The 25,182-nt window shown below is 60.8% G+C and carries 16 protein-coding genes; 6 read left to right on the forward strand and 10 right to left on the reverse strand.

Annotated features, from left to right (window positions below):
- Window positions 1–115: 115 nt before the first annotated feature.
- Both ABEB25_RS12495 and ABEB25_RS12500 read right to left on the reverse strand, forming a co-directional pair.
- Window positions 116–625: a hypothetical protein gene (locus tag ABEB25_RS12495; RefSeq protein ID WP_345736746.1), complete on the reverse strand. Its 510-nt coding sequence runs from the start codon at window positions 623–625 to the stop codon at window positions 116–118.
- Window positions 626–662: 37 nt separating this feature from the next.
- Complete coding sequence (locus ABEB25_RS12500; RefSeq protein WP_345736747.1) at window positions 663–1,988, reverse strand: serine hydrolase domain-containing protein; 1,326 nt, start codon at window positions 1,986–1,988, stop codon at window positions 663–665.
- A 210-nt stretch (window positions 1,989–2,198) separates the two neighbouring features.
- Here ABEB25_RS12500 and ABEB25_RS12505 point away from each other — a divergent pair, with 210 nt between their 5' ends.
- The gene (locus ABEB25_RS12505) at window positions 2,199–2,624 is read left to right on the forward strand and encodes a hypothetical protein (RefSeq protein ID WP_345736748.1); all 426 of its coding nucleotides are present in this window, start codon (window positions 2,199–2,201) and stop codon (window positions 2,622–2,624) included.
- Between the two features lie 32 nt (window positions 2,625–2,656).
- On the opposite strand, the gene ABEB25_RS12510 is transcribed toward ABEB25_RS12505, so the two are convergent.
- Window positions 2,657–7,876: an autotransporter-associated beta strand repeat-containing protein gene (locus ABEB25_RS12510; protein ID WP_345736749.1), complete on the reverse strand. Its 5,220-nt coding sequence runs from the start codon at window positions 7,874–7,876 to the stop codon at window positions 2,657–2,659.
- Window positions 7,877–8,100: 224 nt separating this feature from the next.
- Window positions 8,101–9,324, reverse strand: coding sequence for a serine hydrolase domain-containing protein (locus ABEB25_RS12515; RefSeq protein ID WP_345736750.1), 1,224 nt, complete (start codon window positions 9,322–9,324; stop codon window positions 8,101–8,103).
- Window positions 9,325–9,468: 144 nt separating this feature from the next.
- Here ABEB25_RS12515 and scpB point away from each other — a divergent pair, with 144 nt between their 5' ends.
- The 3 genes from scpB to ABEB25_RS12530 all read left to right on the forward strand — a co-directional run bounded on the left by scpB (window position 9,469) and on the right by ABEB25_RS12530 (window position 15,234).
- Window positions 9,469–10,158, forward strand: a complete 690-nt coding sequence (gene scpB, locus ABEB25_RS12520; RefSeq protein ID WP_345736751.1) for an SMC-Scp complex subunit ScpB — start codon at window positions 9,469–9,471, stop codon at window positions 10,156–10,158.
- Window positions 10,159–10,162: 4 nt separating this feature from the next.
- The gene (gene pheA / locus ABEB25_RS12525; protein ID WP_345736752.1) at window positions 10,163–11,251 is read left to right on the forward strand and encodes a chorismate mutase; all 1,089 of its coding nucleotides are present in this window, start codon (window positions 10,163–10,165) and stop codon (window positions 11,249–11,251) included.
- Window positions 11,252–11,385: 134 nt separating this feature from the next.
- A complete protein-coding gene (locus ABEB25_RS12530; RefSeq protein ID WP_345736753.1) occupies window positions 11,386–15,234 on the forward strand; it encodes a hypothetical protein in 3,849 nt (1,282 codons plus the stop codon).
- Between the two features lie 20 nt (window positions 15,235–15,254).
- On the opposite strand, the gene ABEB25_RS12535 is transcribed toward ABEB25_RS12530, so the two are convergent.
- Together ABEB25_RS12535 and ABEB25_RS12540 are read right to left on the reverse strand one after the other, a co-directional pair.
- On the reverse strand, window positions 15,255–15,959 hold the full coding sequence (locus ABEB25_RS12535) for an MOSC domain-containing protein (RefSeq protein WP_345736754.1): 705 nt from the start codon (window positions 15,957–15,959) through the stop codon (window positions 15,255–15,257).
- Window positions 15,956–16,303, reverse strand: a complete 348-nt coding sequence (locus tag ABEB25_RS12540; protein ID WP_345736755.1) for a winged helix-turn-helix transcriptional regulator — start codon at window positions 16,301–16,303, stop codon at window positions 15,956–15,958. Before ABEB25_RS12540 ends, ABEB25_RS12535 begins: the two co-directional genes overlap by 4 nt.
- A gap of 149 nt (window positions 16,304–16,452) precedes the next feature.
- Here ABEB25_RS12540 and ABEB25_RS12545 point away from each other — a divergent pair, with 149 nt between their 5' ends.
- On the forward strand, window positions 16,453–16,689 hold the full coding sequence (locus tag ABEB25_RS12545; protein WP_345736756.1) for a thioredoxin family protein: 237 nt from the start codon (window positions 16,453–16,455) through the stop codon (window positions 16,687–16,689).
- A gap of 78 nt (window positions 16,690–16,767) precedes the next feature.
- On the opposite strand, the gene serS is transcribed toward ABEB25_RS12545, so the two are convergent.
- Both serS and ABEB25_RS12555 read right to left on the reverse strand, forming a co-directional pair.
- Window positions 16,768–18,039 (reverse strand): serine--tRNA ligase, encoded by a 1,272-nt coding sequence (gene serS, locus ABEB25_RS12550; RefSeq protein WP_345736757.1) that lies wholly within the window; start codon window positions 18,037–18,039, stop codon window positions 16,768–16,770.
- Window positions 18,040–18,423: 384 nt separating this feature from the next.
- On the reverse strand, window positions 18,424–19,254 hold the full coding sequence (locus ABEB25_RS12555; protein ID WP_345736758.1) for a TatD family hydrolase: 831 nt from the start codon (window positions 19,252–19,254) through the stop codon (window positions 18,424–18,426).
- Between the two features lie 56 nt (window positions 19,255–19,310).
- Here ABEB25_RS12555 and ABEB25_RS12560 point away from each other — a divergent pair, with 56 nt between their 5' ends.
- Entirely contained in the window at window positions 19,311–19,832 is a 522-nt protein-coding gene (locus ABEB25_RS12560; protein ID WP_345736759.1) for a peroxiredoxin, read from the forward strand.
- 101 nt (window positions 19,833–19,933) lie between these two features.
- Here ABEB25_RS12560 and ABEB25_RS12565 read toward each other — a convergent pair whose 3' ends face one another.
- Window positions 19,934–22,240 carry a hybrid sensor histidine kinase/response regulator gene (locus ABEB25_RS12565; RefSeq protein WP_345736760.1) on the reverse strand — a complete coding sequence of 769 codons (2,307 nt, stop codon included), beginning with the start codon at window positions 22,238–22,240 and terminating at the stop codon, window positions 19,934–19,936.
- A 26-nt stretch (window positions 22,241–22,266) separates the two neighbouring features.
- Window positions 22,267–25,074 (reverse strand): PAS domain-containing protein, encoded by a 2,808-nt coding sequence (locus ABEB25_RS12570; protein WP_345736761.1) that lies wholly within the window; start codon window positions 25,072–25,074, stop codon window positions 22,267–22,269.
- Window positions 25,075–25,182: the final 108 nt, after the last annotated feature.

Raw genomic sequence — 25,182 nt, forward strand, 5'->3', positions numbered from 1 at the left:
CACCACATCTCAACTTGATGGCGGCTGAGGGAAACCTCAGCCGCTTTTTTGTTAGCCTCACTTGTTAGCCTCACGGCAGACGAAGATGGCCATAACAAACCATGTTCGTATGCAGTCATTTAGATTTCCGGGGCGAAACAACCCTTGGTTTGGGCTCATTGAATTTTTTGATCTTCCAGCCGGAATCTGCGGCGTTGATCATTTTTCGATAAGCCCTAAAAAAATCTTCGGCGTTTGGCGATTTGTCGTCGTCCACTTCATACCATTGACCTTTGTGACCAAACATGGCTCCGAAAATAATGAGCTTCGAAAGACGACAGTTATCCGGCACGATCTCGACAAGGATTCCGGTGGCGGCAGGACCCTCTGGAGGGGGTTCGACAGGTTTCCAGGCCGCATGGTTTAACCACTGAATCAGTCGTGCCTTATCCGAAGGGTGGGTTGAGGTCGCATCAAATCTCCTCCTCCAAGGCTCATCCTCGTTCCAACCTATCAATGTCCCTCGACATCGCACTTCCTTGCATTGCGACAAAACGCCAATAGCATTTTGAGGAAAGGCGTCGCCCTGTGGAACGGTATCAGGGCAACCGACCCAATAGAAGATCGCGATGAATAGATGAATCATGGGAATTTGATGCGCTGAGATTTTTCCACCTACTAACTCATTCCAGTTCGGCGGCTACCGGGTTCAACGCTGCATCAATAAGCTTTCGTAGATCGCTGTTCCAGTCAGTCTTGCCTCCTTCACGACGGTTCGCGATGGCGGCGTAGTTAATGCCGTCGGCACGCTGGGCGCAAATCGCGGTGACGCCTGGGTGGCTGCCGTTGAAGGTGTAGCTGTAACGTGCACCAGGCTTTCGAGGAAGGCCGCTGATCCAGTAGGCGCCCAAAAAACGGCAGTAATCCGCCGCCGTGCAAGCGAGGACACCGGCCCCGTCGCGGGCCTCGGTCCGGAAAGGAAGTGGAACCTGTTCCTTCGGATACTCGGGATGATAGCAGTACCAGATCTCACCGGCCTGACGCTCCCGTGCATCGGAGCTGCTGAGGCTGAAAGAGGGAGCCTTCGCCGTTTTACAAACGGTCAACTGCAAGTAGTCCACAAACTTTTGGCCGCTGAGCTTTTCGATCACCCGCACGAGCAGGATGTAACCGTAATTGCAGTAAACCTCTTTGGCACCGGGATCAAAGTCCAACGGCAGGGTCAGGCCGTAACGGACGACGTGCATCGGCTCCAGCTCGTCGGGCTTGAGGCGGAAGAGATCCGTCATGAGGGTGCTGCGCGTGGTGAGGTCGCCTGAGGTATCGCGGTCCCAGCCGCCTTTGTGATCGAGGAGGTGCTGGATCGTCACGTTTTTCCAGTGTGGGTCACAGCCTTTGGCTTCTTTGTACTGGTCCAAATCCAAGACCGTAAAGACAAGGTCTTCGGCTTTGAGTTTGCCCTCCGCAATCAAGGTCTGGATGGCAGCTTTCACGACAGGTTTTGTCATGGAGGCGATCCGCATTTTCACGCCGGGCTGGAGCGGGGTCTTCATCGCAGAATCCGCCCAACCAAAAGCACGGTCATGAACGATCTTGCCGTTTTTGCTGATGGCGAAGGTGACGGCGGGCACACCTTTTTCCACCATGAACTGGCGAACGGCGGCATCCACTGTCGTCAGCGCCGGGTGCTCTTCCCCGCTGACCGGAATTTCCTCCGCCGTGAGCTTCTTCACCTCTTCAAAGCGATCTTTGATTTTGGATTCAGACAGCACGGCCCTCGAAGCTGGGGTGATCTGCTGCTGAACAAAGACCTGATCTTCGGGCGAAAGCCGGGACAGCTCCAGCGTAAAGGATGCGCCACCGCGCACTGCGATCTTCACCGATGAGGCATCCGCCGAGACAAAGTCCGCCTCAATCTTCTTTCCACTACTCGCTTCCGTCCAGGTGCGCGAGTAACTGTTTGGAACGGCCAGCGCGAGGAGTAGGCCAAGGAACAACCGATATTTCATCCGGTAAAAGTAATGAGCCGGAGATGAAATAGCAATGATGCACACGACATGCTGTCCACCATCTTTTCTCGCACTTTGCCATTCGAGGCCCCCTGCCTGCGGGCATCCTGCATGCCGCCTTTCTTCGGCTTACCAGGAAACGCCGTGTGTTCGGGGCACTCCGGGTACGTGGCACGGGCTTTGCAAGGTAGCACCCAACCTTTTTCTGCCATGAATGCCCCGTCCCCAACGCTTCATAACTTCCTCTTCATGCTACCCGCCTCCACCACCGGGGCGGAGCAGGAGATCATCGTGAACCTTGCCCGGCGGTTGACGAGCCTTGGCTATGTCTATATCGCCAGTGCTCATGAGGGGACCATGGTGGACCGTGAGGACATCCGTTTCATGCCCCTGCATGAAGACATGCTGCCATCGTTTGGCGCACTGACGGGCGTGTTTGTGGTGCGCGATGCGGGTATCGCTGCTGCGGCCCAGGACCACTACCCTGCTGCCCATGTGCTGATGATTGATCCTGCACGTGTGGAAGAGGACTTGCCGGAGTATGAACCGGAACAAGTCATCGCAGCGTGGCCTGCCTCCAAAACCCTGTGGTCTCGCCCGATCCGCGAAACGGCAAAGGTGCTGACGGCAGCGTGAGTTCTTGTCGCTGAGAACAACGTCTTCCCAACTTATACGGTCCCAGCCCGGCGGCGACGAAGGACAAAGGTGGCTAGGCCTAGGATGAGCAACAAAGCGCGGGAAGGTTCAGGCACTAGAGCGATGCTGAGGATGCCCTGGCTGTTGAGGAGGCTGGTGTCCCAGGCGAACTGGCTGGCAAGGATGGCCCCGCTGAGGTCCAGATTATTGGTCCAGTCCGTATCGCTGACGCTTCCCAGGGACGTCCAGTCAATGAGATTGAAGGTATCGCCGGCTGCCGGGGTGTAGCCGAGAAGGATGCGCAGGATGGCCCCAGATTCGAGGGTGAGGGTGTTGAAGACGACGAGGTCGTTGCTGCCATTGGCCCCGAGGCGGAAGTCGGTGCGGCTGCCGGTTTGCAGAAGGGTATCACCGGTGAAAGTGAGGGTGCCGCGGGTGCTGGCAGTCCCGGCTTGCAGGATGGCCCCGGCCTGGATCGTGGTGGCGCTGCCGATGCTACCAGTCCCCAGGAGAGTGCTGCCGCTGCGGAGGGTGAGCGGGCCGGTACCCGTGGCGCTTCCCGTGCTGTTGGTCACCAGCAAAATACCTGCGCGGATCTCGGTACCACCACTGTAGGTGCCAGCCGCGCCCAGGCGCAGCGTGCCGGGGCCTTGCTTGATCAAAGCGCCGGATCCAGTGACTGCGGCGGTGGTGAAAATCGTGCCAGTGGCGGTTTCGGTGCTGATGAGGACGCTAGGGCTGTTCAGCACAAAGTCGCGGTTAAAGGTGGTGGTGAAAACGTTGCCGCTGGTGGGGCCGTTGCTGTTGATTTGGCGGAGGGCACCTTCACCGCCGCCATCGCCACTGAAGGTGAAGAGGCCCCCGGTGGCCAGGGACCAAGTGCCTGCGGCGTCATCGTCAATGATGAACTGAGCCCCGCTGGCGACGGTGAGGTGGCGGGCGGAATTGAGCTGCGCAGAGGTCATCAGTAGCGAGCCTTCCTGGATGAGGATTTCGCCAGAGAAGGTGCTGCCGTTGGAACCCACACCCCAGCGGCCGGCGCCGGTTTTGATCACATTGCCGGTGCCGAAAAAGCCGTTGCCGCTGAAGCTTTGCGCGACCTGGAAGTCGAAGGTAGCTCCCGCTGCGCCGACGGTAATGCTGCGGGCCGTGTTGGACACGCTGCCGAGGGTATTCGCCGTGAGCTGAAGTGTACCGCCATTGATGATGACATCGGCCGTGGCTGCGCCCAGGCCGGTGGTGCCGCTGATGGAAACGGTGCCGCTGCTGATGACGGTGGTGCCGGTGTAGGTATTCGCCGCGCGCAGGAAGAGGGTGCCGGTGCCATTCATCTCCAGGGGGCGGAGAGCGGCCCCGCTGAGGATGCCAGAGAGGGTGACATCGCCACTGCCGGTGATGCGGAGGGCGGCGGGGGGCTCGGCCACAGCGCTGGTGTCGGCATTGATGGCGATGGCGCTGCTGTGGGTGAAGGCGGCGCTGCGGTCAATAACCAGGCTGCCCCCGCTGAGGGTGACGGGTCCGGTGAGGCTGCCCGTGCTGCCGCCTGCGCCTAGGCGCACCTGCCCGGCGGCGATGGTGGTGAGGCCGGTGTAGTCGTTATCGGTAGCGAGGGTGAGGGTGCCGGTGCCGCTTTTGGTTAGGCCGGTGATGCCGGTGATCTTGCCGCTGCCGCTAAAGGTGTAGTTCGTGCTGGCATTGACGGTGATGGCATTGGGCCGCACGGCACTGTTGAGCTGTACGTTAGACTGGCTGGCTCCGTCTTCGAAGTGGATGAAATCCGCCTGGACAAAATTGGTCGCGGCCAGGCTGGTGCGCGTCTGCCAGTTTTGGCTGCCGCCCACATTGACAGCGCTGCCCACGTCCCACACGGCGCTGGTGCTGCCGGTCCAGCGCACTTCTTCGCCCTGGACGATGTTTGCCTGCAGGCTGGTACCAGCGGTGTTATAAACGAGGCTGCCGGTGCTGCGGCCTTCCATCTGGAGGGTGAAGCCGCTGCTGATGGCGCTGCCGGCATAGTCCAGCAGGGTGTAGAGGCCGGTGGCAAAAGGCAGGCTGTTGCTGAGGCGCAGGGTGGTGCTTCCACCGTGGCTGAAGCCGCCAGTGGTGGTGACATTGATCAACGGCACCGCTGGGAGCGTGGCGGTATTCAGCTCCAGCAGCAGCGCCGTATTGCTGCCCAGGCTCAGAGTCGGCGTATTCAGGCTAGAGGCGGCCGCATCTCCCTGCACGGCCAGGGTGGCGACACTGCCGACGGTGAGGCCACCGGGGAGGGTGCCAGGCTTGATCCGCAGGGTGCCTTCACTGGCGGTGAGCAGGCCAGTGCTGCTGAGGCTGCCGGTAAGATTCAGCGTGCCTGCGCCGGTTTTCACCAGAGGGCCGGTGCCCGTCAAAGCGCCGCTGAGGGTGAGGGCGGAACCGGGCTGGGTCACCTCGATCCGGCCCCCGCCTGCGGCCACGGTGAGGGCGCGGGTGGAGGTGGCGGTGCCGGGGCCCTGGATCTGCCAGGTGCCTTCCGTGCTGGCGGTGCCAAATTCCAACCCGGCCAGGGGCGTGCCGGTGCCATTGGTGACGGTGCCCGCAGTGGGCACGCTGCTGAAGGGCATGGCCAGGGTGCCTTCGCGGATCTGGAAAGTGAGGTTGCTGCTGAAAGTGACGCCGCTACTTACCGTCACGGTGCCGGTCGTGCTTTTGGTTAGAACTCCGCCGCCTGACTGACCCAGGGCCCCGCCCACGCCGGTGCTGGTGAGGCTGCCTGCACGCAGGTCAAACACGGACGTGCCCACCACGGTGGTGTCCGCCGTGCTGGAGGCTCCGGAGGCGCGGTATTCACCGCCATTGAGGATGAAACCGCCGTAGCTTTCGCCCGTCTGGATATCGAACAAACCGCCGGCATTGATGGTGACGATGGTGGTGCCGGGCAGGTCGGGATTGCCATCGGGACCGAAGATGAAGGTGCCGCCGTTGTGGATGGCGATGGAGGCGGCATCGAGGTCGCCGCCTGCGCCGCGATCCGTCAGTTGCAGGATGCCCTGGTGGATATTGACGGTGCCGGTGAAGCCGTTGTCCCCCAGCAGGGTGAGCGTGCCGCTGCCAAATTTATTGAGGATGCCCGTGCCGGAGATGCCGCCCACCACATCCAGCGTGCCGCTGCCATCCATGGAGAAGGTGGCGGTGCCGAGAGCGAGGCGAGAATTCAGCGTGACGGTGGCCCCATCTTGGCGGATGCCATTGCTGCCCATGAGGGTGAAGACGTTGTCAAATGTGGTCGGCGTAGAACGGTTGAAAGCCAGAATGCCATCGCTCAGCGTCACTGGACCTTTGAGGCTGCCCTGGGCACCGCCCTGACCTAGCTGCAAAACGCCCCCGGAGACGATGGTGCCCCCTGTGTAGTCATTGTCCGTGGCGAGGATGAAGGTGCCGGTGCCACTTTTTGTTAGGCCTGTCGTGCCAGTGATCTTGCCCGTGCCTGCGAGAGTGTAAGTGCCCGCGGTATCCACGGTGACGGATTGCGGATTCACCACGGCATCGAGCTGCACATTGAATCGAGTGGCCGTATCGTCAAAACGCAGGGCATCCGTCTGGATGTAGTTGGTGGCGGTGCCGCCGGTGACGAGCTGCCAGTTGTTCGTGCCGCCCACATTTGCCGCGCTGCCCAGGTCCCACACGCTGCTGAGGTCGCCCTTCCATTTCAGAGTATCGGTGCCGGTGATGCTGAGCTGGATGCGGGTATTCGCCGTGTCATAGATCAGCGTTCCCAGGGTGCGGCCCGCGAGTTGCAGATTCAGCCCGCTGTCGATTTCAAAGCCATCGTAGTCCAGCAGGGTGTAGGTGCCATTGGCAAAGGGCAGCGTATTGCTCACGCGCAGCGTGGCCCCGGGCGTGAAGAGGAAGCTGCTGTTGTTGCGCACATTCACCAGCGTCTGCGTGGGCACGGTGGCGGTGGCCAGCTCCAGCGCCAGCACGGAGGTGCTATCCTCCAGATACAGGCCGGGCAGGCTGAATTCCGCCGTGCTGCTGCCCACATTCACAGCCAAGGTGCTGCCTGCGGCTACATTGATACCGCCAGAAAGAGTGATAGGGTTCATCCGCAAGGTGCCTTCGCTCACCTGCGTGAGCCCGGTGGCCGTCGAGGTACCCGTGAGGTGCAGGGTGCCCGGCCCGGTTTTATTCAGCATGCCGGAGCCCGACTGTGTGCCCGTCAGCGTCAAGATGGTGGTGGCATCTGTCACCTGAATGACACCGGTGCCCCCCGTCGCGCGGGTCAGGGTGCCTGCGCGGGTGGCGGTGGCGCCTTGATATTCCAGCGTGCCGGTGGTGCCGCTGGCACCAAAGGTGAGCGGGGCGGTGCCCAGATTCAGCGCATGGGAAAGGATGACGCGCCCGTCCTGGATGCGCAGACCACCGGTATTATTCAGCGCTGTGGAGCCGCTGAGGGTGACGGTGCCGCTGGTCGTCTTATTGATGATGCCGGTGCCGCCCAGATTGTACGCGGTGCCCGTGTACACATTTCCCACCACGCTGCCGCTGGTCCACGTCTGCTGCGTGCTGCCGCTGGTGTTGGGTGCGCCGCCGGTCAGCTCCAGCCGGCCGCCCTGGAGGTGAAAGCCGCCGAAGGTCTGCCCCTCCTGCCAGTTCACCGTGCCGCCGCTATTGACCGTGATGTAAGTGGTGAGCGGCAGGTTGGGATCTCCTGCGGCGGCATTGCCGAACTGGTAGGTGCCACCATTGTTCACCACGATGGAGACGGGGTTGAAGTTATTCACCAGCGCGGTGGTGCTGTTGCCACCCCAGTTGGAAAAACGCCCCTCATTGATGATGAGCGTGCCGGTGAAGCCCGCATTGTCACTGTCGTGGATGAAGTTCCCTGAGCCCACCTTCGTGATCGTGCCATTGCCCGCGAGAAAGCCCGTGAAACGCACCAGCCCGGTGATGTCCAGCGTGGGATTGGTCCCGGCAAAGGTGAGGGTATTCGCCGCAGCGGAGGCGGCCAGAGTGAGGGTGCCATTGCCCGTGTTTGACACCGTGAGCCGATTCAGCGTCATGGGGCCGATGTTGTTCGTGCTCGTGTAAGTGCCGGTGAAAAAGCGCAGGTGCAGGCCATTGCCACTCACGGGCACGGAGGCGGGCAGCCAGTTGGCGGCGGTGCCCCAGTTGGAGGTGCCCGCATTCCACGTGGCCGTCTGCGCCCGCAGTGCGGGGGCAACTAACCACAAACACGACCAAAGAAGGAGGCTACGGGAAAGCTTTATCATGGGGGGGCCAGCCCCTAACGCCCCGCTGCCGCCTCGTCAGCCGGAGTCGTGTCACAAGTCCGTGACACGCATAGGCAAGACCACCCCTGAGAGAGCGCCTAGTGACGCGAGAAGAAATAGAAGTTTCACGAAATAGCAGTGCGGCATCCATGAAAAGACAAAGCCACGCAGGCTATTCCTGCCGCCTCAATGGTTGGCCACATATCTTTTCAGCCTTTGATTTATCAGTCCACCCTCACTGCTGCACACACCATTTCCAGCAGGCGACCGAGGCCGCCGGGGCCTTCCATAAAGGCGTTGGTGACGAGAGGCTGCCAGTTCGTGCGATCGCTGGTTGCGGGAGGCTGGGGGAGGCGGGTCAGCTTTTCATCGTATTGGCCGTCTTTGCCGCCCAGTTTGTACACCACCAGGTCCAGTGAAGGCACCACGTAGAGGCAGAAGCCGCCTGCTCCAGATTTCCAAAACGCATCACGCGGCGCGCCTGCCACATGACCATCAGCATTGTGCTCCCACTGCAGGCTGAAGGGGGTGTGAGGATTGTAAGGGCTCCATGTCTGGCACTTTTCGATGTAGCTCGTGGGAACGAGCTGCTGGCCCTGCCACTGGCCTTTCTGCGCCAGGCAGTAGCCAAAACGCATGACATCCGTGGCATGCAGCGCGGTGCTGCCCGCGCCATTAGCGTGCTCCATCACCACATCCCCGCGATAGAGGCAGTAGTTCCATGCACCCCAGCCCTGCGGTTTGGCTAGGCGAGTTTGGATGTAGTCCTTCAACTCCACGCCGCTGACGTTGCGCAGCACGATGCTGGCGATGTGCGGAGAAGGACTGGAATACGAGTAGCCCGCACCCGGATCGCACCATAGCGGCACGTCCAAGGAAGACTGATCAATCGCACGCACGTCCTGGCCTTTCACGGGCTTCAGCGCCTGCGGTTTCGGGTCTCCCTTCACGTAGCCGCTGGGCGTCTGGCCCTCACCCCAGTAGCCGGCGCTCATGCAGAGGAGCTGGCCCAGGGTGATGTCGGCCTTGCGGGGATCATTCAGCGGCAGCGCCTGGGGCAGGTAGGTTTCGTTAAAAACCTTCGTGTCCAGCCCCTGCGGAATTTTGGCCTTAAATTCCTCCAGCATGATGCCGCAGGCGATGCTGCAAAAGGCCTTGCCGGTGGAGGCCATGTCGGGATTCGCATTCCGGCTGGCTTTGCCAAAGTAGCGCTCAAACACCAGGTACCCGCCCCGCACGACCACGAGGCCGCCGTTTGCCGTGCTGCGTTCTGTGGTGATGTAGGCGGGCTCCAGCTTCGCCACGTCCACACCGGCCAGATCACGCGCCTCCTTCACCCCCTTGGCCTCGCGCCAGCCGCCTTCGCTATCCGGCGGAGGAAAGTAGGGTGTGGCGGCAGACAGGCTGCCCAGGAGGGCAAAAAGGACGGGCAGGGCGGGACGGAGCATGCATGCACTGTGAGCGGGACGTGGGGCTGCGCCAGAGGGGATTTTCAGACCGTTTTTAAAAGCATACGCAGGCCCATCGCCTGGCCCGGGGCGGAAGCCCGGCTTGACTCCCCCCGCCGCCTCGCTTTGGGTGACTTGCCCGCCATGCACCTGAACGCCATTGTTGAATCCCTGCTCTTTGCGACCCAGGAGCCGCTGCCCCTGACGCAGATGGTCACGGCGGTGAAGGACACGGCCAAGGACATCCGCGATGCGACACCAGAGGGTGAATTGGCCCCCGAATGGATCGAGCCATTGCTGACGGTGGATGAGCTGGGCATGCGCGTAGCCATTGATGAACTGGTGGCCCATTACGAAGCTGACGGTCGCGCTTTCACCATTGTGGAGCGCAGCCATGGCTGGCGACTGTGTGCGAAGGTGGATTACGTGGAATGGTGCCGCGCGCTCTACCCTGGGAAAAAAGTCCAGCGCCTCAGCCAACCCGCACTGGAGACGCTGGCCATCATCGCCTACCGCCAGCCCATCACCAAAGCCGGTGTGGAGGCCGTACGCGGCGTGAGTGTGGATGCCATGGTGCAGCAGCTTGTGGATCGCGGCCTGGTGAAAATCGAAGGCCGGGCGGATCTTCCTGGACGCCCCCTGCTCTACGGCACCACGGATGCCTTCCTGGACCATTTTGCCGTGCGCACGCTGGATGAACTGCCGAACGCCACTGAGCTGCGCCGCGTGAAGCTGCCCACCCCTGAATCTGAACAGCCTGGCACCGCCGCCCCGGAGGAAACCCAGCTTTCCCTGGCCCCGGCTGAGTCCCCTGCCCCGGCCGCCTCTGAGTAAGCCCATGTCCCTCGAAGATACCCGCATCAAGATTGACGCCATCGATCAACAGCTCATCCGCCTGCTGAATGAGCGCGCGGAGCTTGTGCATGTCATTGGCGAGATCAAAAAGAAAGACGGCCTGGACATTTACGTCCCAGGTCGCGAGGAAAAACTGCTGCGCAAACTCTGCGAGCTGAACTCCGCCCAGCAGGGGCTCCTCACAGAAAAAGCCATCCGTGCCATTTTTCGCGAGATCATGAGCGCCGCCCTGGCACTGGAAAACAGCATGAAGATCTCCTTTCTCGGCCCCGCCGGGAGCTGGACCCACCAGGTGGCCATCAACAAATTTGGCAACAGCGTCTCCTACGTGGCGGAGGCCAGTACGGAAGGAGTCTTCTCCCGCGTGGCCTGCCAGGGCGTGGACTACGGCGTGCTGCCCATTGAGCATTCCACCGAAGGTGCCGTGCACCACACATTGGATCACCTCGTGGATTCCGAGCTCCAGATCTATGCCGAGATCCTTTGGAAGGTGGAGACCGTCGTCATGGCCAAGGGCGATGTCGCCTCCGTAAAGGTCATCTACGGTCACCCGCAGATGCTGGCGCAGTGCCGTCCCTGGCTGGGCCAGTGCTACCCCCACGCCACGCTCATCGAAAGCGCCTCCTCCAGCCTGGCTGCCACCCATGCCGAAAGTGAGCCGGGTACCGCTGCCCTGGGCACCCCACTGAGTGCGGAGCTGCACGGCCTGCGTGTCCTTTCCACCTCGCCGCGTGAGCACGCCACCCGTGCCCGTTTCATCATCCTGGGCCGCCGCAGCGGGGCCCCCACCGGGCATGACAACACCATGCTCATGGTGCATGCCCGCGACCGCGTGGGCGCCCTCCTTGAGGTGCTGCAAGTCTTCGCCAGCCGAAACGTCAACGTCCGCCAGATTGAAAATCGCCCTGTCCCCGGTGACCTCACGGGTGAGCAGGCACGCTTTTTCCTCGAGATCAGTGGTCATCACGAAGAAACCTCCCTCCAGGAAACCATCCACGATCTCACCGCCCAGGGTGCCAAGGTTAAAGTCCTCGGTAGCTACCCTGCCCCCGGCTGGGTCGAAGAGCGGTAAACGAGTCCTGCGCAGGCAGTGATATCGCCTTTTCACTGCTCGTTTCACGCCGCCCCATCAGTTCCCTGGCGGCGACCTTTCTGGAATAGTCTTGATTCTGCCCGCCAGATTCTCTAAGAGACTCGGATAAATTCATGCGATTTTCATCCTATATCTCTCACGCACTCCTCTTCGGAGCCACGCTGATAACAAGTCAGCTTTTCGGACAGGGAGGTGCTGGTACCCTGGACAGCACCTATGGAAACGCTGGAGTGGGGTTGGCCTCGGTGACAGATCAAAAGACGAAGACGCAGACCCTGGAGGTACTTTCCAATGGCAGCACCCTCGTCGCAGGGCAGCTCCTGGATGGGTCTGGCAACCAGCACATGATCGTCAGCCGCCTTTCAGGCAATGGACAACTGGATACCACCTTTGGAACCAGTGGTTTTTACACGTATTCGGAGAGCTCACAGGCCTTCACCGTACGGGCTCTGGCAGTACAGTCGAATGGCCGAATCATCGTCGCAGGAGATGCAGGCAATACCTACTACATCCTGCGGCTAACGGAGCAGGGTGCTCTGGACAATACCTTTGCCATCACCCGCATCAGCCACACCACTTCGTCCACCCTCACAGATGTGGTGGCCTTGGCCGATGGGCGTGTGATCGTCTCTGGGAACACGCGACGCGTGAGCGCATCTGACTTTGATGCAGAGCTGTTTAGCATCGTCTCGGCCGGAGGCACACTGGATGGTTCCTTTGGCACGAATGGGCGTTTGGTTTATGGAGGTTCGGGGGAGCAAACCGTCACCAGCCTGCAGGCGCAGTCGAATGGCCGCATCCTCTACGCAGGAAGCACATCCAACGGGGGATATGCCTACATCTCGCGGATCCTCACCAATGGGGTGCCGGACACGACCTTTGCCAATACGAACGGGCGGCTGCTCACCTCCACGATTGGCGGCAACGTCAGCAATAACCAGGGCGTGCGGGCGCTGACACTGGATGTGCTGCAAAACATCGTGGTCGCCGTCACCAGTTCCCCCTCCGGTGATGAGATGGGCCTCATGCGTCTCACCCCCGCAGGTGCGCTGGATACCACCTTTTCAAACGATGGCATCCAAACCCACACCTTTGGGTCCCCATCTTGGGTGCCAGGAGATTTGCTGGTGCAGAGCGATGGCCGCATCATCCTCGCCGCCCACCTGCCAGGGGTGCCCAGTTCCTCCCAGATCCGCCTGCGTCGTCTGGAGTGGAATGGTCAGTTGGACCATTCGTTTGGTGTTAGCGGGGAAATGACCTACACCCTCGGCAGCGGCGGAAATCTCTTGGCTGGCCTGCGGCAGGACCCGGCAAACAACCATCTTTTCATCGGCACCACCCGCGTGGACACCAATCCGCTCGATTCCATGGCCGTCCTGCGCGTGCTGCGCGGCAGCAATGCCCCTGCACCCGGCTTCACCATCCTTTCGACCCCGCCAGACCGCACCTTGCAGGCAGGCCAAAACACCCATCTCTATGCCGAAGTGGCAGTGCTCAGCGGCGTATCTGTAGTGTACAGTTGGTATTGTAACAATACCTTGTTAGGCCGCACGAACAATCCCAGCTTCGACTTCATCGCCCAAGGCAGCCATGAAGGCACCTGGCGTGTGGAGGTTACCGGTCAGGCCCCCACCCAGCGCATCACCCAGGCCAGCTCCCCCTTCCAGATCACTGTGCGCCAGCCCCCCGTTCTCAGCGTTCCCCCGCCTGCCCGGTCCCAGATCTTCACCGGCAGCTTCGGGTATTATGGCTACTACTACAGCGGCCGCCTGCCTGCCACCTGCAAAGTCTATGCCGACGGTGAGGTGGTCAATACCTTCGGTGTCAGCGGCAGTTACCTCGGCTTCGCTCTCTTTAACAACACCCCCGCCACCCGCACCCACCACATCGTCGTCACCAACACCGATGGCGAAGCCCGCAGTGAAGACTTCATCGTGGAATACGTCAACGACCCCTACATCCAGCCCCACAACAACATCCTCATCTCCCTTGGAGAAACCTTCCAACTCTCCCCCGCCATCCTCACCAATTACGAGTGGCGGAGCAGTTGGAAGCTCAATGGCAAAGTACTCCCTCTGGCCAACACCGTGGCTGAATACACCGTGGGAGCGGCCACCTTTGCCGATGCCGGCACCTATGCTTTCACCGCCCGTACCATTACCGGCAGCTACACGCGCGACATCCGCGTCGCCGTCATGGACAGTCGCCCCCGAAACCATCAGATCGCCGTCGGCCGCAAATTTACACTCACCATCCCCATCGCCGGATCCGGCCTAACCTACAGTTGGACACACAACGGAGTGCCCCTCCAGGCCCGCCCCGGCCTCAGCGGAGTGGATAGCCCCACCCTCACCTTCACCTCCCCCACCCTGGAGGATGAAGGCAGCTATGCTTGCACTGCCCGGTTCATCCCCAATGAACTTGGTGCCAACGAGCTCACCTGCGCAGACCAGACCCTCACCATCGTCACGGCCGTGCCCACCCTCCAGGCCTTCACGTTGGAGCCCGCCCAGATTGGCCTCTTGTATCAGGCCGAGCTACCCCTGCCCGAGCAGGCAGACCGCTTCACCATCAAAGGACTGCCCCCCGGCTTCCGCTACGATCCCATCTCCCACACCCTCAGCGGCACGCCCACCAAGTCTGGCCTCCACACCCTCACCTTCGCCGCCGTTAATCCCCTCGGCAGTTCCGTCCCCATCAAGGTTCTTCTGGAGGTACCCACCCTCCCCGCTGGAACTCATGGCCGCTTTTACGGCACCCTTTACGATGGCGTCCTCTCCACCCTCATCGATGTCACCATCACGCCAGATGGCCGCTTCACTGGGAAAATAAGCGCCAGCAACCACGCTGGCCGCACGGGGCACGTCGGCTTCACCGGCAGCATGGTCAATGGCCAGGACCTTGGCACCAGCAGCAGCCGCTACCACGGCACCGCCCAGCTAGCCCTCACTGGCGCTCTCGGCGGCCCTATCAGTCACGACGGCCCCACCACCTTCCACTTCCAGGTCGAAGGCGGCATCTTTGAATGCTATCTGGAGGTCCCCTTCACCAGCCCAGAAAATGGCAACGGTGTACAGTCCCTCAGCGGCAACCTCAGCCACTGCCCCTTCAACAGCAAAGCTCCTCTGGATGCTGGCTACCGCGGCGCTTTTAATCTCGGCTTTGAGCCCGCTGAAGGCAGTGACTCCCGCCCCGGCGGCAGCAGCTTCACCCGCTCCACCGTCAGCGCCAGCGGCCTCCTCAGCCAAGTAGGTAAATTGGCCGATGGCACCACCCTCACCGCCTCAGCCCCCGTCAGCCAAGACTTCACCGTTACCAGCCTTCGTCACCTTTATGGCAACCGTGGCGGCATCCTCTACAGTTACAGCCTCAACCCCGGCAGCCAAGGGCCCGACTACCTCAATGCCAGCATCAGCGGCAGCTTCTTGTGGTTCAAAATCGCCACCAGCTACAGCGGCCAAAACAACTACCCCATTGAGATCAACGCCAACGTCGGCCTCAACTCCTGTGGCAAATACCTGAAGCCCGATCACCCCAGCGGCCTCACCGGCCCGCTCATGATAAACACCAGCGCCGGGGCCCAAAACATCTCCGTGTCCACCCTCGGCATCACCCAATACGGCACCCTTCGCCGAGACCATAGCGTCGCCTTCCCGCGTGACCTCGGGGAAGACGCCCTCATCTTCAAAACTCTCAAGTTTAACTCCGCCACCGGTCACTTCAGCGGTACCACCAGTCTCCGAATCTCAGAAGAAATCTACGATCCCAAGACCGATACCTACAGCACCCGCGTCCGTATCCAACCCTACAACATCCAAGGCCTTGTGATTCGCGAGCCCAACAGCCTCAGCAGCTACGGACTGGGCTATGGCCTTTTGCCCGAATCCTTCCTGCGTCCCGATACCGAACAGGTCATCCGACTGAACCGCAGCTACGCTGTGGACCTCCGCAGCGCCTATTGATATCACCTCGGTAAAACGCGTCATAACCCCAGCGAACGCAGCTTGATCGCTGCTTCCTGGGCTTCGGGCGAAAGTGCCCCGCGTGCCCAGAGCGAGTCCTTCCAACTGGAAGACAGCGCCGGGCAGCCAGCCAGGCCCTGCGCACCAGCGGCATCCGCCCGGCGGTGGTGCATGATCTCATTCGCCAGCGCCACGCTCCACTGTGGGAAAGGGCGTTCCAGCCGGGTGAAACCCATCCCCGCCTGCACCCAGCCATGCTGTAGCACGCGAAAGTAAAAGCCGGTGAAGCCAGTCCGCTCCACCTGGGCCGTGAGATCCTTCACCTGCCAGCGCCGGGCCAGCTTCCAGCAAGGCTGGCGTGGCTGCGATATCTGCACTTTTGCCTCACCGATGGCATAGACATCGCCGATGCACACGTCCGTCTCAAGCAGACCCGCCGTGGTGAAGTTTTCCCCAAAGGCCCCAGGCGGCAGGGTGGCCAGGCCCAGCTTTTCCTGCCAATAGGGGAAGTGCTCACTGGCATAAACGCACACGGCCTTTTCCGAACCGCCATGGTAGCGTCGGTCCGCCTGCTGATCCCCCTTCAGCCCCTCATAGCCTAACCACAGGGGCGTCAAAACAGGCACCTTGTAAAAACCTGTAGTCCAGGCCTTATCCCACCATTCTCCAGAATCCTGCGAGGGCACTTCACGAATGGCCGATGTTTGGAGGGAGAGCAGGGTCATGGCGTTTCAGGAAGGGTGGCCGCGCTTTCGTGTTCGGCATTCAGTTCACGTAGTTGGTCCAGAATGGTCGCCAGCTTTTGCCCGGAAGGCGTCAGTGCATACTCCACGCGAGCTGGCAGCCCCGGATGCTCTGTGCGGGAGATAACACCATAGGCCAGCAGTTTGCGCAGGCGTTCATTGAGAATCTTGGTGGAAATGCCAGGCAAAAATCGTTCCAACTCCCCTGGGCGCACAATTCCGCGACCAATCGCTGCCACCACTCCAGCGCTCCATTTGCAGCCCACCACATCCTCCAACGAATGGTAGGAACGGCGGTCTTTCAGGCTCAGAAACTTCGTCTTCATGCGCCCAAAAATGTCGCACAAAAGGGTGCTGTCACCAGGGCACTTTTTGGTAACCCCCTCACCAAATCCTGCCCTCTTTTCAGCATTTAAACCCGCGTGAAGAAGTCACCCCCGCCCAACAAGGGCCTAACCAACAAACAAAACAATTCATGAAAACTCAAGCTGTCTTCTATCACGCAGGTTGCACCGTCTGTGTCGCTGCAGAACAAAACATCGCCCTAGCACTTGACCCTGCGCGTTACGCCGTAGAAATCGTCCACCTCGGTGAAGACAAGGGCCGTATCGCCGAGGCCGAGCAGGCTGGAGTCCTCTCCGTGCCCGCCCTGATCCTGGATGGCGTGCCGTTCCACATCAACTTCGGGGCCGACCTCGCCGCGTTGAAGTAAACCCGCCAAGGTACCGCTCCCGGCCTGGGCTGAGAGCGGTCGAAAACGCCCGGAGATGATGGAATCTCCGGGCAGTTTTTATGCAATCTTCTCCGCGCCAAAGTGACCGCGCAGGGCCTCGGGGATGAGGATGCTGCCATCGGACTGCTGGTAGGTTTCCACCAGGGCCACAAACAGGCGCGCCAGCGCGGTGCCGCTGCCGTTCAGAGTGTGGGGCACCTTGTTTTTACCGTTTTCGTCCTTGTAGCGCAGGTTCATGCGGCGGGCCTGGTAGTCGCCAAAGGTGGAGCAGCTTGAGACTTCCAGATAGGTGCCCTGGCCGGGTGCCCAGACCTCGATGTCATAGGTCTTGGTGGAGCCAAAGCCGATATCGCCCGTGCAGAGTTCGATGACGCGATAGTGCAGACCTAACAACTGAAGTACTTTTTCGGCATTCGCGGTGAGGCTTTCCAGCTCGGCCATGCTGGTCTCGGGCGTGGTGATTTTCACCAGCTCCACTTTGTCAAACTGGTGCATGCGGATGAGGCCGCGCGTGCCCAAGCCTGCGCTGCCAGCCTCGCGGCGAAAGCAAGGGGTGTAGGCGGCGTAGTTGATGGGGAGTTGCTCCAGCTTCAGGATCTCGTCCCGGTGCAGGTTCGTTACGGGCACCTCGGCAGTGGGGATGAGGTAGAGGTTATCCTCTGGACTGTGATAGACTTGATCGCCAAACTTGGGCAACTGGCCTGTGCCGACGAGGCATTCCGGCTTCACCAGCAGGGGCGGGCTGATTTCGTGATAACCGTGGACGGTGGTGTGGAGGTCCAGCAGGAAATTGATGAGCGTGCGCTCCAGCCGCGCGCCCTGGCCACGATAGACGACGAAGGCGCTACCAGTGATCTTGGCCCCAGCTTCAAAGTCCAGAAGACCCAGTTGCTGACCAAGAACGGTGTGGTCCTTCGGTTCAAATTCGAAGACGGGCTTCTTACCCCAGACACGTACCTCAGGATTTTCCTCGGCGCTGTGGCCTACGGGGCAGGCTTCGTGCGGCAGGTTAGGCAGGCCCAGCAGAAGCTCGCGCTGGCGGGCATCGGCACTGTCAGCATCGCGGCCGATCTGCTCAATACGGTCATTGATGCCACGCACTTCAGCCTCAATGGCGCTGGTGTCCTGGCCGTTCTTTTTAGCGATGCCAATCTCTTTGCTGATGCGGTTGCGGTCGCCCTGCAGCTTCTGCCGCTCCGTCTCCGCCACGCGCCGCGCGGTATCGATGGAGAGCACTTCATCCACAACGGACGCGTAGTCACCACTGCGGGTGGCGAGGCGTTCTTTAACCAGATCAGGGGTGTCGCGGATGAGGCGGATATCGAGCATAGGGCGCGGAGAGTAGCGGGAGAATGCACGTTGTCGAGTGTCTGGGCTACTTTGTCGGGAGGAAGATGCTTGCGGGGGAAAAAGTGCGCCTGGTGAGTAATTCCTGCATTGCAGGCGAGGTGGAGAGGTTTGGGCACCGGGCTGCGCCCGTGCTTTCGAGCGGTTTTTTCACGCAACACGCCACTTCCGCCCGGCACGCTCCCATTTCGTCCGTCTCTAACCCTTGAATACCCGCTTGGCCCCTGCGAGGCGACCTCTATCGGGGCCTTCAGCGCGGTACCGATAACGCCGAAGTGCTGACCGGTTACGGCCACTCCTTCGACCTGCCCGCTTTGATCAAGAGCGATGTGGAGTTCCAGGGGTGAAGCATGGCAGCAGCCCCCCTCAATCCCCTACCCCAAAAAGCCGACGGTGGTTTTCTCCCACGTGGCCGATGAGCTCAGGTAGCGGCATGCCGCGAAGTTCCGCCAGCAAGGCGTAGCTCACGTGCAGATTGGCGGGGTGGTTTAAGGGCGGAGTGGAGCTGCCCAGCGGGTGCTCATTCAGCTCTGGCGGCGGGGCCATGTCGGGCGCATCGGTCTCGGCCAGCAGACGATCCAGCGGCACAGCCTGAAAGGTGGCGAGTTGGGCAGCTTTGCGCGGGTGGCCAAAGTACGGGGAGAGAGAAAAGTAAGCCCTCTTTTTCACCAATCCAGGAATCATCTCCACAGGACCACCGTAGGAGTGCAGCAGAAAGCCACGCTCGGGTAGCGGCTGGCTGCGCAGAGTCTCCTCCAGCAATCCCCAGGCCCGCAGGCAATGGATGGTGGCCGGGCGCTGCCACTTCACCGCCAGGGCTAGCTGGGCATGGAAACAAGCCACCTGCGTGGGCACGTCGGGGTTTTCGATCCAGCGATCCAGCCCGATCTCCCCCACAGCCGCCCCAGGAAAAGCGCGCAACCAGTCTTCAAGCGTGGTCAGCCAGCCCGGACTGCGCGCGGCCACATGCCAGGGATGCAGGCCAAAGGAAGGCCGTACCCACCCATGTGCCTGGGCCAGGGCGGCCACGTCGGGCCAATCCGCCTCGGTGAGGCCATTCACCACGGCCTCCACCACGCCCATCGTCGCCACATCCGCCATCACCTGGGTACGCCAGGGGTGCAGGCGGGCATCTTGCAGATGGTTGTGGGCATCGTAGAGCATGGCGGCGATTTCGGAATAACTTGCCCCCTTCATGCGTTTTATGAAGCGTTTTCAGCCCACCGCTGTCAAACTTCGCCACTGTCCCCTCCATGAAACACACCCTCACTCTCCTCGCCCTCGCCGCCAGCCTCTGCACCAGCGCCTTTGCCGGCGAAGGTGAAAAAGTCAGCCTGCCCGCCCCACAGGTCTCCGGCATCAATCAGGATGGCAAAACCGTCGCCTTTGCCGATGTGTATGCCAAAGGCCCGACCGTCGTCTTCTTTTACCCGAAGGCCAACACCCCTGGCTGCACCAAGCAGGCCTGCTCCCTCCGCGACGCCTTTGCGGAGCTGACCAAGGAAGGCGTGCAGGTGCTGGGTGTCTCCTTTGACAAACCGGAAGCGCAAAAGAAATTCAAGGACGACTTCACTCTGCCCTATGATCTCATCGCCGACCCTGAAGGCCAGATTGTGGACGCCTTCAAGGTAGACCGTATTGTCAAAGGCACCATGAACTTGGCCAGCCGTCAGGCCTTCCTCATCAAAGGTGACAAGATCGTCTGGAAAGACACCAAGGCCTCCACCGCCGAGCAAGCCGCCGACATCAAGCGCGTGCTGGCCGAGACGAAATAATCCACTTTGCATTCTCACAACGCCGCCTGGAGACAGGCGGCGTTTTTTGTGGACAGGAGCGGACTCAGCCTAACAAATTATGCGCCGCGTCCTGCCCCTCCTCACTTCCGCACTTCGCGCTGGGCGAGAACGGTTTTCACCAGGCGCAGCATGTCGGCTGGCTCGTAAGGCTTGGGCAGCACAGCCGCAAAGCCGTAGGCGGCGGGCTTTGCCATGACGGGGTCATCGGAATAGCCGCTGGAGACAATGGCGAGAACTTCGGGATCGAGCTGGCGCAGACGCTCCATGGTGCGCACGCCCCCCATCCCATTGGGAATGGACAGATCCAGGATGACAAGATCGTAAGGATGTCCCGCCTGCAGGGATTCCTGATAAAGGCGAACTGTCTCGCTGCCTTCGGCGCTCTCGGCGATCTCGTAGTTCTGGCTGGTGAGATTGCGCACGATGAGGCTGCGCACCAGAGGATCGTCCTCCAAAATCAAAATACGCGGAGAGGCGGAGGAAGGGGCGGCATCAAAGGCAGTGGTGATGCCCATGGCGTCCACTTCCTCGCCATCGGCATCCACAGGCAGATAGAAGCGCACCGTGGTTCCCACACCGGGTTCACTGCGCACGGAGATGGAACCGCCGTGAGCTTTGGCGATGGATTCGCAGACAGTCAGGCCTAGGCCTGTGGCGTTCTCGGCCTTGCGGGTGCTGAAGTAAGGCTCAAAAATATGCGTGAGGTTTTCCGCTAGAATGCCTTCCCCGGCGTCATTGACCTCGATGACAATGCCCGTGGGCTGAGCAGGATGATCCGCCAGCATTTCATGGGGGAACATTTCCCCCGGGTCTGCCGCGACACAGCGCACCGTGATGCGGCCGCCTTCAGGCTGGGCCTGTTCGGCATTGCGGATGAGATTGCCTAACAAACGACGTATCTGCGCTGGATCCACCGCAAGATTGGGCAGGCGTGGGGCGAGCTCCAGCCGATATTCGATGCGGGTGGCGCGGCTGTGATGGAGGAAAAACTGTTCCACCAAGTCACTGAGCAGGGTGGGCCGCTTGATGGGGGCACCCCCGCGGGCAAAGGTGAGGAGCTGCTGCACGAGGCCCTGGGCCTGCAACGTGGCCTGCTTCGCCGTATGCAGCTCCGGCAGTTGCACGGCACTGCGCAGGCGCATCTCCGCGAGGGAGATGTTCCCCAGTAGGACGGTGAGCAGATTGTTAAACTCATGGGCGAAGCCACGGGCCAGGAGACCGAGGGATTCGAGACGATCCAGGCGGTTGCGGCGGTCGGCTTCTTCACGGCGACTGGTGATGTCCTGCATCAGGACAAGGAGACCTTCGGCAAAGGGGTGGCCGCGAATCTCCAGCCAGGTCTGCTTTTCCTCAAAGTAGAGCTCCCGGGTCACGGACTCCCGATGGAGCAGAGCATGGGACAGAGCCTCATAGTGAGACTCGCGGGTGGCGGTGGGGAGGAGGTCCCACAGATTGGCCCCCAATAGTTTTTCCGGACCGCGCTCAAAAAGCCTCTGGGCGCTGGCGTTGGCGTAAATGAGCTGCCACCGGCTATCCAAGGCAATGAGCGGATCTGAGATGCTTTCCACCACGTCCACCAGAGGGGCCTGGGCAGCTCGCTCGCCAGGGCTTGGGGCGGGCAGATTTTCAGATACGGGAACGGAAAGCCCACGAAAGAGAATGACTACTCCCGTTAATTGGCCGGACTGGTCACGAAGCGGGGTGGAACGGTCCTGCACGGCCACGCGGGAGCCATCCAGCGCAGTCAGCCACACGGTGCGCTCGGGCATCGTCTGGCTGGCAGAGGTCAATTCCACGGCCGCAGGCTCCCCGCTGGCATGGTAGATGCGAAAAACCTCGTGGAGGGAACGGCCCACCACCTGGGCCTGTGGCCAGCCAGTGATGCGGGCCGCAGCCGGATTCATGAAAACAATCACGCCGGCCAAGTCTGCCGCGATGACGCCATCCGCCAAACTTTGGAAGGTCTCGAAGTAACTACGCTCGCGGCTGATGCGCTCCTTGTCTGCCAGATGGCGGGAGGCGGCCACTTCCACTGTCAGGCGCAGCTCATCCTGATTGAAGGGCTTCAGCAGATAGCCATGCGGATTCGTTTCGCGGGCACGGTGTACCGTTTCCAGATCGGCACAGGCGGTCACATAGATCACGGCTACATGGCCTTTCTTCTGCAGACGCTTTGCGGTCTCGATCCCATCGAGCGAGCCATCCAGATGAACATCCATCAAGACGAGATCGGGCTGCAGCTCATCATAGAGCCGCAAGGCCTCCTCCCCTGTGGCACAGGTGCCGACGACACGATAACCGAGGCCATTGAGACACGCGGCCATGTCACAGCCTACGAGCCCCTCGTTCTCGACTATCAGGATGCGGATGCGGTCAGAACCATTCATTGGAATTAGCGTTTATCACGCTAACTCTAAATATCAGCATATGCTATAGGAAATCGCAATTGAATTTCTGTGCCATTAGAATTTGGTGTTCCAATGCTCAGTTGTCCCCGCATCTGTTCCGCAAACACGCCGAGGATCTTCAACCCCAGCCCTCGGGAATCTCCAGGGTGAAAGTCGGGCAACAGACCGATTCCGTTGTCTTTGACCACCAGATGGCCTCCTTGAGCCCCGAAAGTGAGGCGGACATGAACCTGGCCTTGCCTGCGCTCTGGAAAGGCATGCTCAAAGCTGTTTGAAAGCGTTTCATTCAGCGTCAGGGCCAGCGGCATCAGCCACTCCTGCTGGATGCTGCCCTCCTCCAACTCCAAATTCACCTGCACCTGTTCCGGCGAAACATTGTAGCAATCCCGCAGACGCTGCACCAGCCCATCAGCAAAGATGCTGAAGCTTTCGGCGGTACCGAGTGCAAGCTGGTAGAGGTGCTGATGAAGCTCCGCAATGGCACGAACACGGTTTTGGCTGGAACGCAGGGCACTGCGAGCAGAATTATCTGCCATCGTGTTCGATTCCAAATTCAGCAGGCTGGAGATGATCTGAAGATGGTTCTTGATGCGATGATGGGTTTCGCTGAGCAGCAGCTTCTCACGCGAGAGGTCCGCCATCGGCCAGCCCTGGGACAGGTAAAACGGCCCACTCTGCACCAGTGGCAGCGGTTCTTCTGCGACCTCCATCTGGACCTCCCTCAGCTCGGAGAGTTCAAAGTCGAATCCTCCGCCATCCGAAGCAACCACCCGAAGCCGGCAGATCTGACGATCTCCAGCGCGGGTAAAGCAAGGCAGCTCGGTCACCGGATCGGCGAGATGGGACACTCGGACAAGCTCGGCATAAAAACCGGTAGGATCAGATGGACGGAAATGCAGATGCAGGGAACGCCCCTTGGCCTCAGACTCAGTCAAGCCTAGTAGTTCAAGTCCCCTCTCTGTGATCTCCTTGATGCGGCCATTGACGTTGGTCTTCAGCAGCAAGGTCTCCACAGGCTCGCTGGGCAGCAAGGCCGGGGCCGCAGAAAGGCTGGCATGTGCTGGGGCGGGAGTTGGCAGAGAAGCCGGAGTCACCGCCGACGCTGGACTGACAACGACACCTTTTTTCTGAAGGAAATGAATGGTGCAATGCGGCTCGCCCAAAGCATCCAAAACTGGAGCCACCGTCAGGGTGGCAGGTACCGTCAGCTCGTCCTGCTGCCGCAGGCTGACATCCATCGAGAGGCTGCGCTCCCCGGTCTCAAGCATCTGTTTCAGCGCCTCGCGACGAGCACTTGCCGAGTCCGGCTCCAGCCAGGCGTCCAAAGGATAGCGGCGCAGCTCGGTCTTAGGTTGGCCTAACAAACTTTCCGCCAAATGATTGACTTCAAAGACCGATCCCGCCTTGTCCATCAGCACCACCGGCACCGGGCATTCATGCAGCAGGGTGCGGAACTTGGCTTCAGTGGCACGCAACTGCTCCTCGTGACGGCAGTGCTCCGTGGCATCTTGAATGCACACCAGCAGTCCGCCTCCGGGCAGGCCTGAAGGCTGAAACTCGAGCTCCTTGAGCAGGCCGTCCGCTGTGGCCAGCGAAAAGGTGCGAGTGAGCTGGCGACGCCACACATCCTCACGCCAGAGCGTGGTAACCTCCACCCGATGTTCTTCATTCGGGCAGGCGGCACCGAGCCAGTCCTCGACCGTCTCTTCTTTGACGACTGGTCTTCCCAGCAGTTTCATCAGCGGCTCGTTTTGATACACTGGGGTTCCCAGCTCATCCAAAACCAGCACGCCACAAGGCAGCGCATCTACATACTGGCGCACGCGGGATTCCTTCTGGGTGAACGTGCGCTCCGCCTCATGAAGCGTGCGCAGCTCCTGCTTCGTGCGGGCGAGTTCATCCTGCAGGCGACGCAGTTCCAAAAGTTGGCCGGGCGACTCAGCCACAGGCTGCTGAGAGATGGCGGCCACGGCCTGGGCAATCGCCGGCAGATTGGGCGCGGCGGTAAAGGCTGGGCGGGCAGGTTCAGGAGTGGCGATGGCAGGTAGCAGCATCGCCAGATAGCGCGGACTTTCACCCGACTGGCAGTGGGTGACCAACCAGCGCTGGGGGGGCAGACGCCCAGCATCGGTAAAGACCTGAGACTGTGAAGCCGGCAGCTCCATCACCCAGCCCGTGGTCCGGCTTTCGCCCTCCAGCTTTTCCAGCGTCACTCCCCATTGGAGCTGCAGCCGGGCAGATTCGCGCACATCCGCAAAAACATCCCAAAAGATCGAGAACCCCTCCTGGATTCCCTTGGCGAGCCCCAATTCCATGGCCGCCGCATTGGTCTGGTGCACCACGCCCCTTTCATCCAGCAATGCCATCGGCATCGTACAATCCGTCAGATCCGCAGTCCGGTTTTTAGACTCTGCCGGAGCGACGGGAGCTTCCTCGGCCGCGATCGCTTGGATGGCCGCAGCATTGCCGAACTTTTCGCAGGTGACCATCAGGCCGCCAACGCTTGCATCGCGCTTCCGCCTCCAGGGGCGGACTTCCCAGCGATAGACTACACGTCGGCCATCAGGACCGGAAAGCGCATCGTGCTCACTGCGCACCACATGCCCTTGCAGCGCGCGGTCGTAAACCTGACGCCACCCTGGGTGCATGCCTGGAAAGACTTCATATTGGCTGCGCCCGATTAATGGATGCACACCCTGTAGGGAAAACTCCTCGACCCATGAGCGATTTGCCAGCACATAGCGCATCTGGTGATCAAACATCGCCATGGCCACAGGCGCATTCTCAATGAGCACCCCCAGTACTGCTTCCATGTCATCCACTGACTTGCCTGGATCTCCAAATTCTTCTGCCCCCGTTCTCGCATTTGGAGAGGGACTCTGTTTAGGTTGAATCACGTTTCGGAGGACGGATGAAGACAT

The sequence above is a fragment of the Prosthecobacter algae genome, assembly GCF_039542385.1.
Taxonomy (GTDB): Bacteria; Verrucomicrobiota; Verrucomicrobiia; order Verrucomicrobiales; family Verrucomicrobiaceae; genus Prosthecobacter; species Prosthecobacter algae.

Coding starts and splice junctions, on each gene's coding strand:
- ABEB25_RS12510 (WP_345736749.1), bottom strand. CDS start 7,876: ATGATAAAGCTTTCCCGTAGCCTCCTTCTTTGGTCGTGTTTGTGGTTA.
- pheA (WP_345736752.1), top strand. CDS start 10,163: ATGTCCCTCGAAGATACCCGCATCAAGATTGACGCCATCGATCAACAG.
- ABEB25_RS12505 (WP_345736748.1), top strand. CDS start 2,199: ATGAATGCCCCGTCCCCAACGCTTCATAACTTCCTCTTCATGCTACCC.
- scpB (WP_345736751.1), top strand. CDS start 9,469: ATGCACCTGAACGCCATTGTTGAATCCCTGCTCTTTGCGACCCAGGAG.
- ABEB25_RS12515 (WP_345736750.1), bottom strand. CDS start 9,324: ATGCTCCGTCCCGCCCTGCCCGTCCTTTTTGCCCTCCTGGGCAGCCTG.
- ABEB25_RS12500 (WP_345736747.1), bottom strand. CDS start 1,988: ATGAAATATCGGTTGTTCCTTGGCCTACTCCTCGCGCTGGCCGTTCCA.
- ABEB25_RS12540 (WP_345736755.1), bottom strand. CDS start 16,303: ATGAAGACGAAGTTTCTGAGCCTGAAAGACCGCCGTTCCTACCATTCG.
- ABEB25_RS12555 (WP_345736758.1), bottom strand. CDS start 19,254: ATGAAGGGGGCAAGTTATTCCGAAATCGCCGCCATGCTCTACGATGCC.
- serS (WP_345736757.1), bottom strand. CDS start 18,039: ATGCTCGATATCCGCCTCATCCGCGACACCCCTGATCTGGTTAAAGAA.
- ABEB25_RS12535 (WP_345736754.1), bottom strand. CDS start 15,959: ATGACCCTGCTCTCCCTCCAAACATCGGCCATTCGTGAAGTGCCCTCG.
- ABEB25_RS12570 (WP_345736761.1), bottom strand. CDS start 25,074: ATGGAAGCAGTACTGGGGGTGCTCATTGAGAATGCGCCTGTGGCCATG.
- ABEB25_RS12495 (WP_345736746.1), bottom strand. CDS start 625: ATGATTCATCTATTCATCGCGATCTTCTATTGGGTCGGTTGCCCTGAT.
- ABEB25_RS12560 (WP_345736759.1), top strand. CDS start 19,311: ATGAAACACACCCTCACTCTCCTCGCCCTCGCCGCCAGCCTCTGCACC.
- ABEB25_RS12545 (WP_345736756.1), top strand. CDS start 16,453: ATGAAAACTCAAGCTGTCTTCTATCACGCAGGTTGCACCGTCTGTGTC.
- ABEB25_RS12530 (WP_345736753.1), top strand. CDS start 11,386: ATGCGATTTTCATCCTATATCTCTCACGCACTCCTCTTCGGAGCCACG.
- ABEB25_RS12565 (WP_345736760.1), bottom strand. CDS start 22,240: ATGAATGGTTCTGACCGCATCCGCATCCTGATAGTCGAGAACGAGGGG.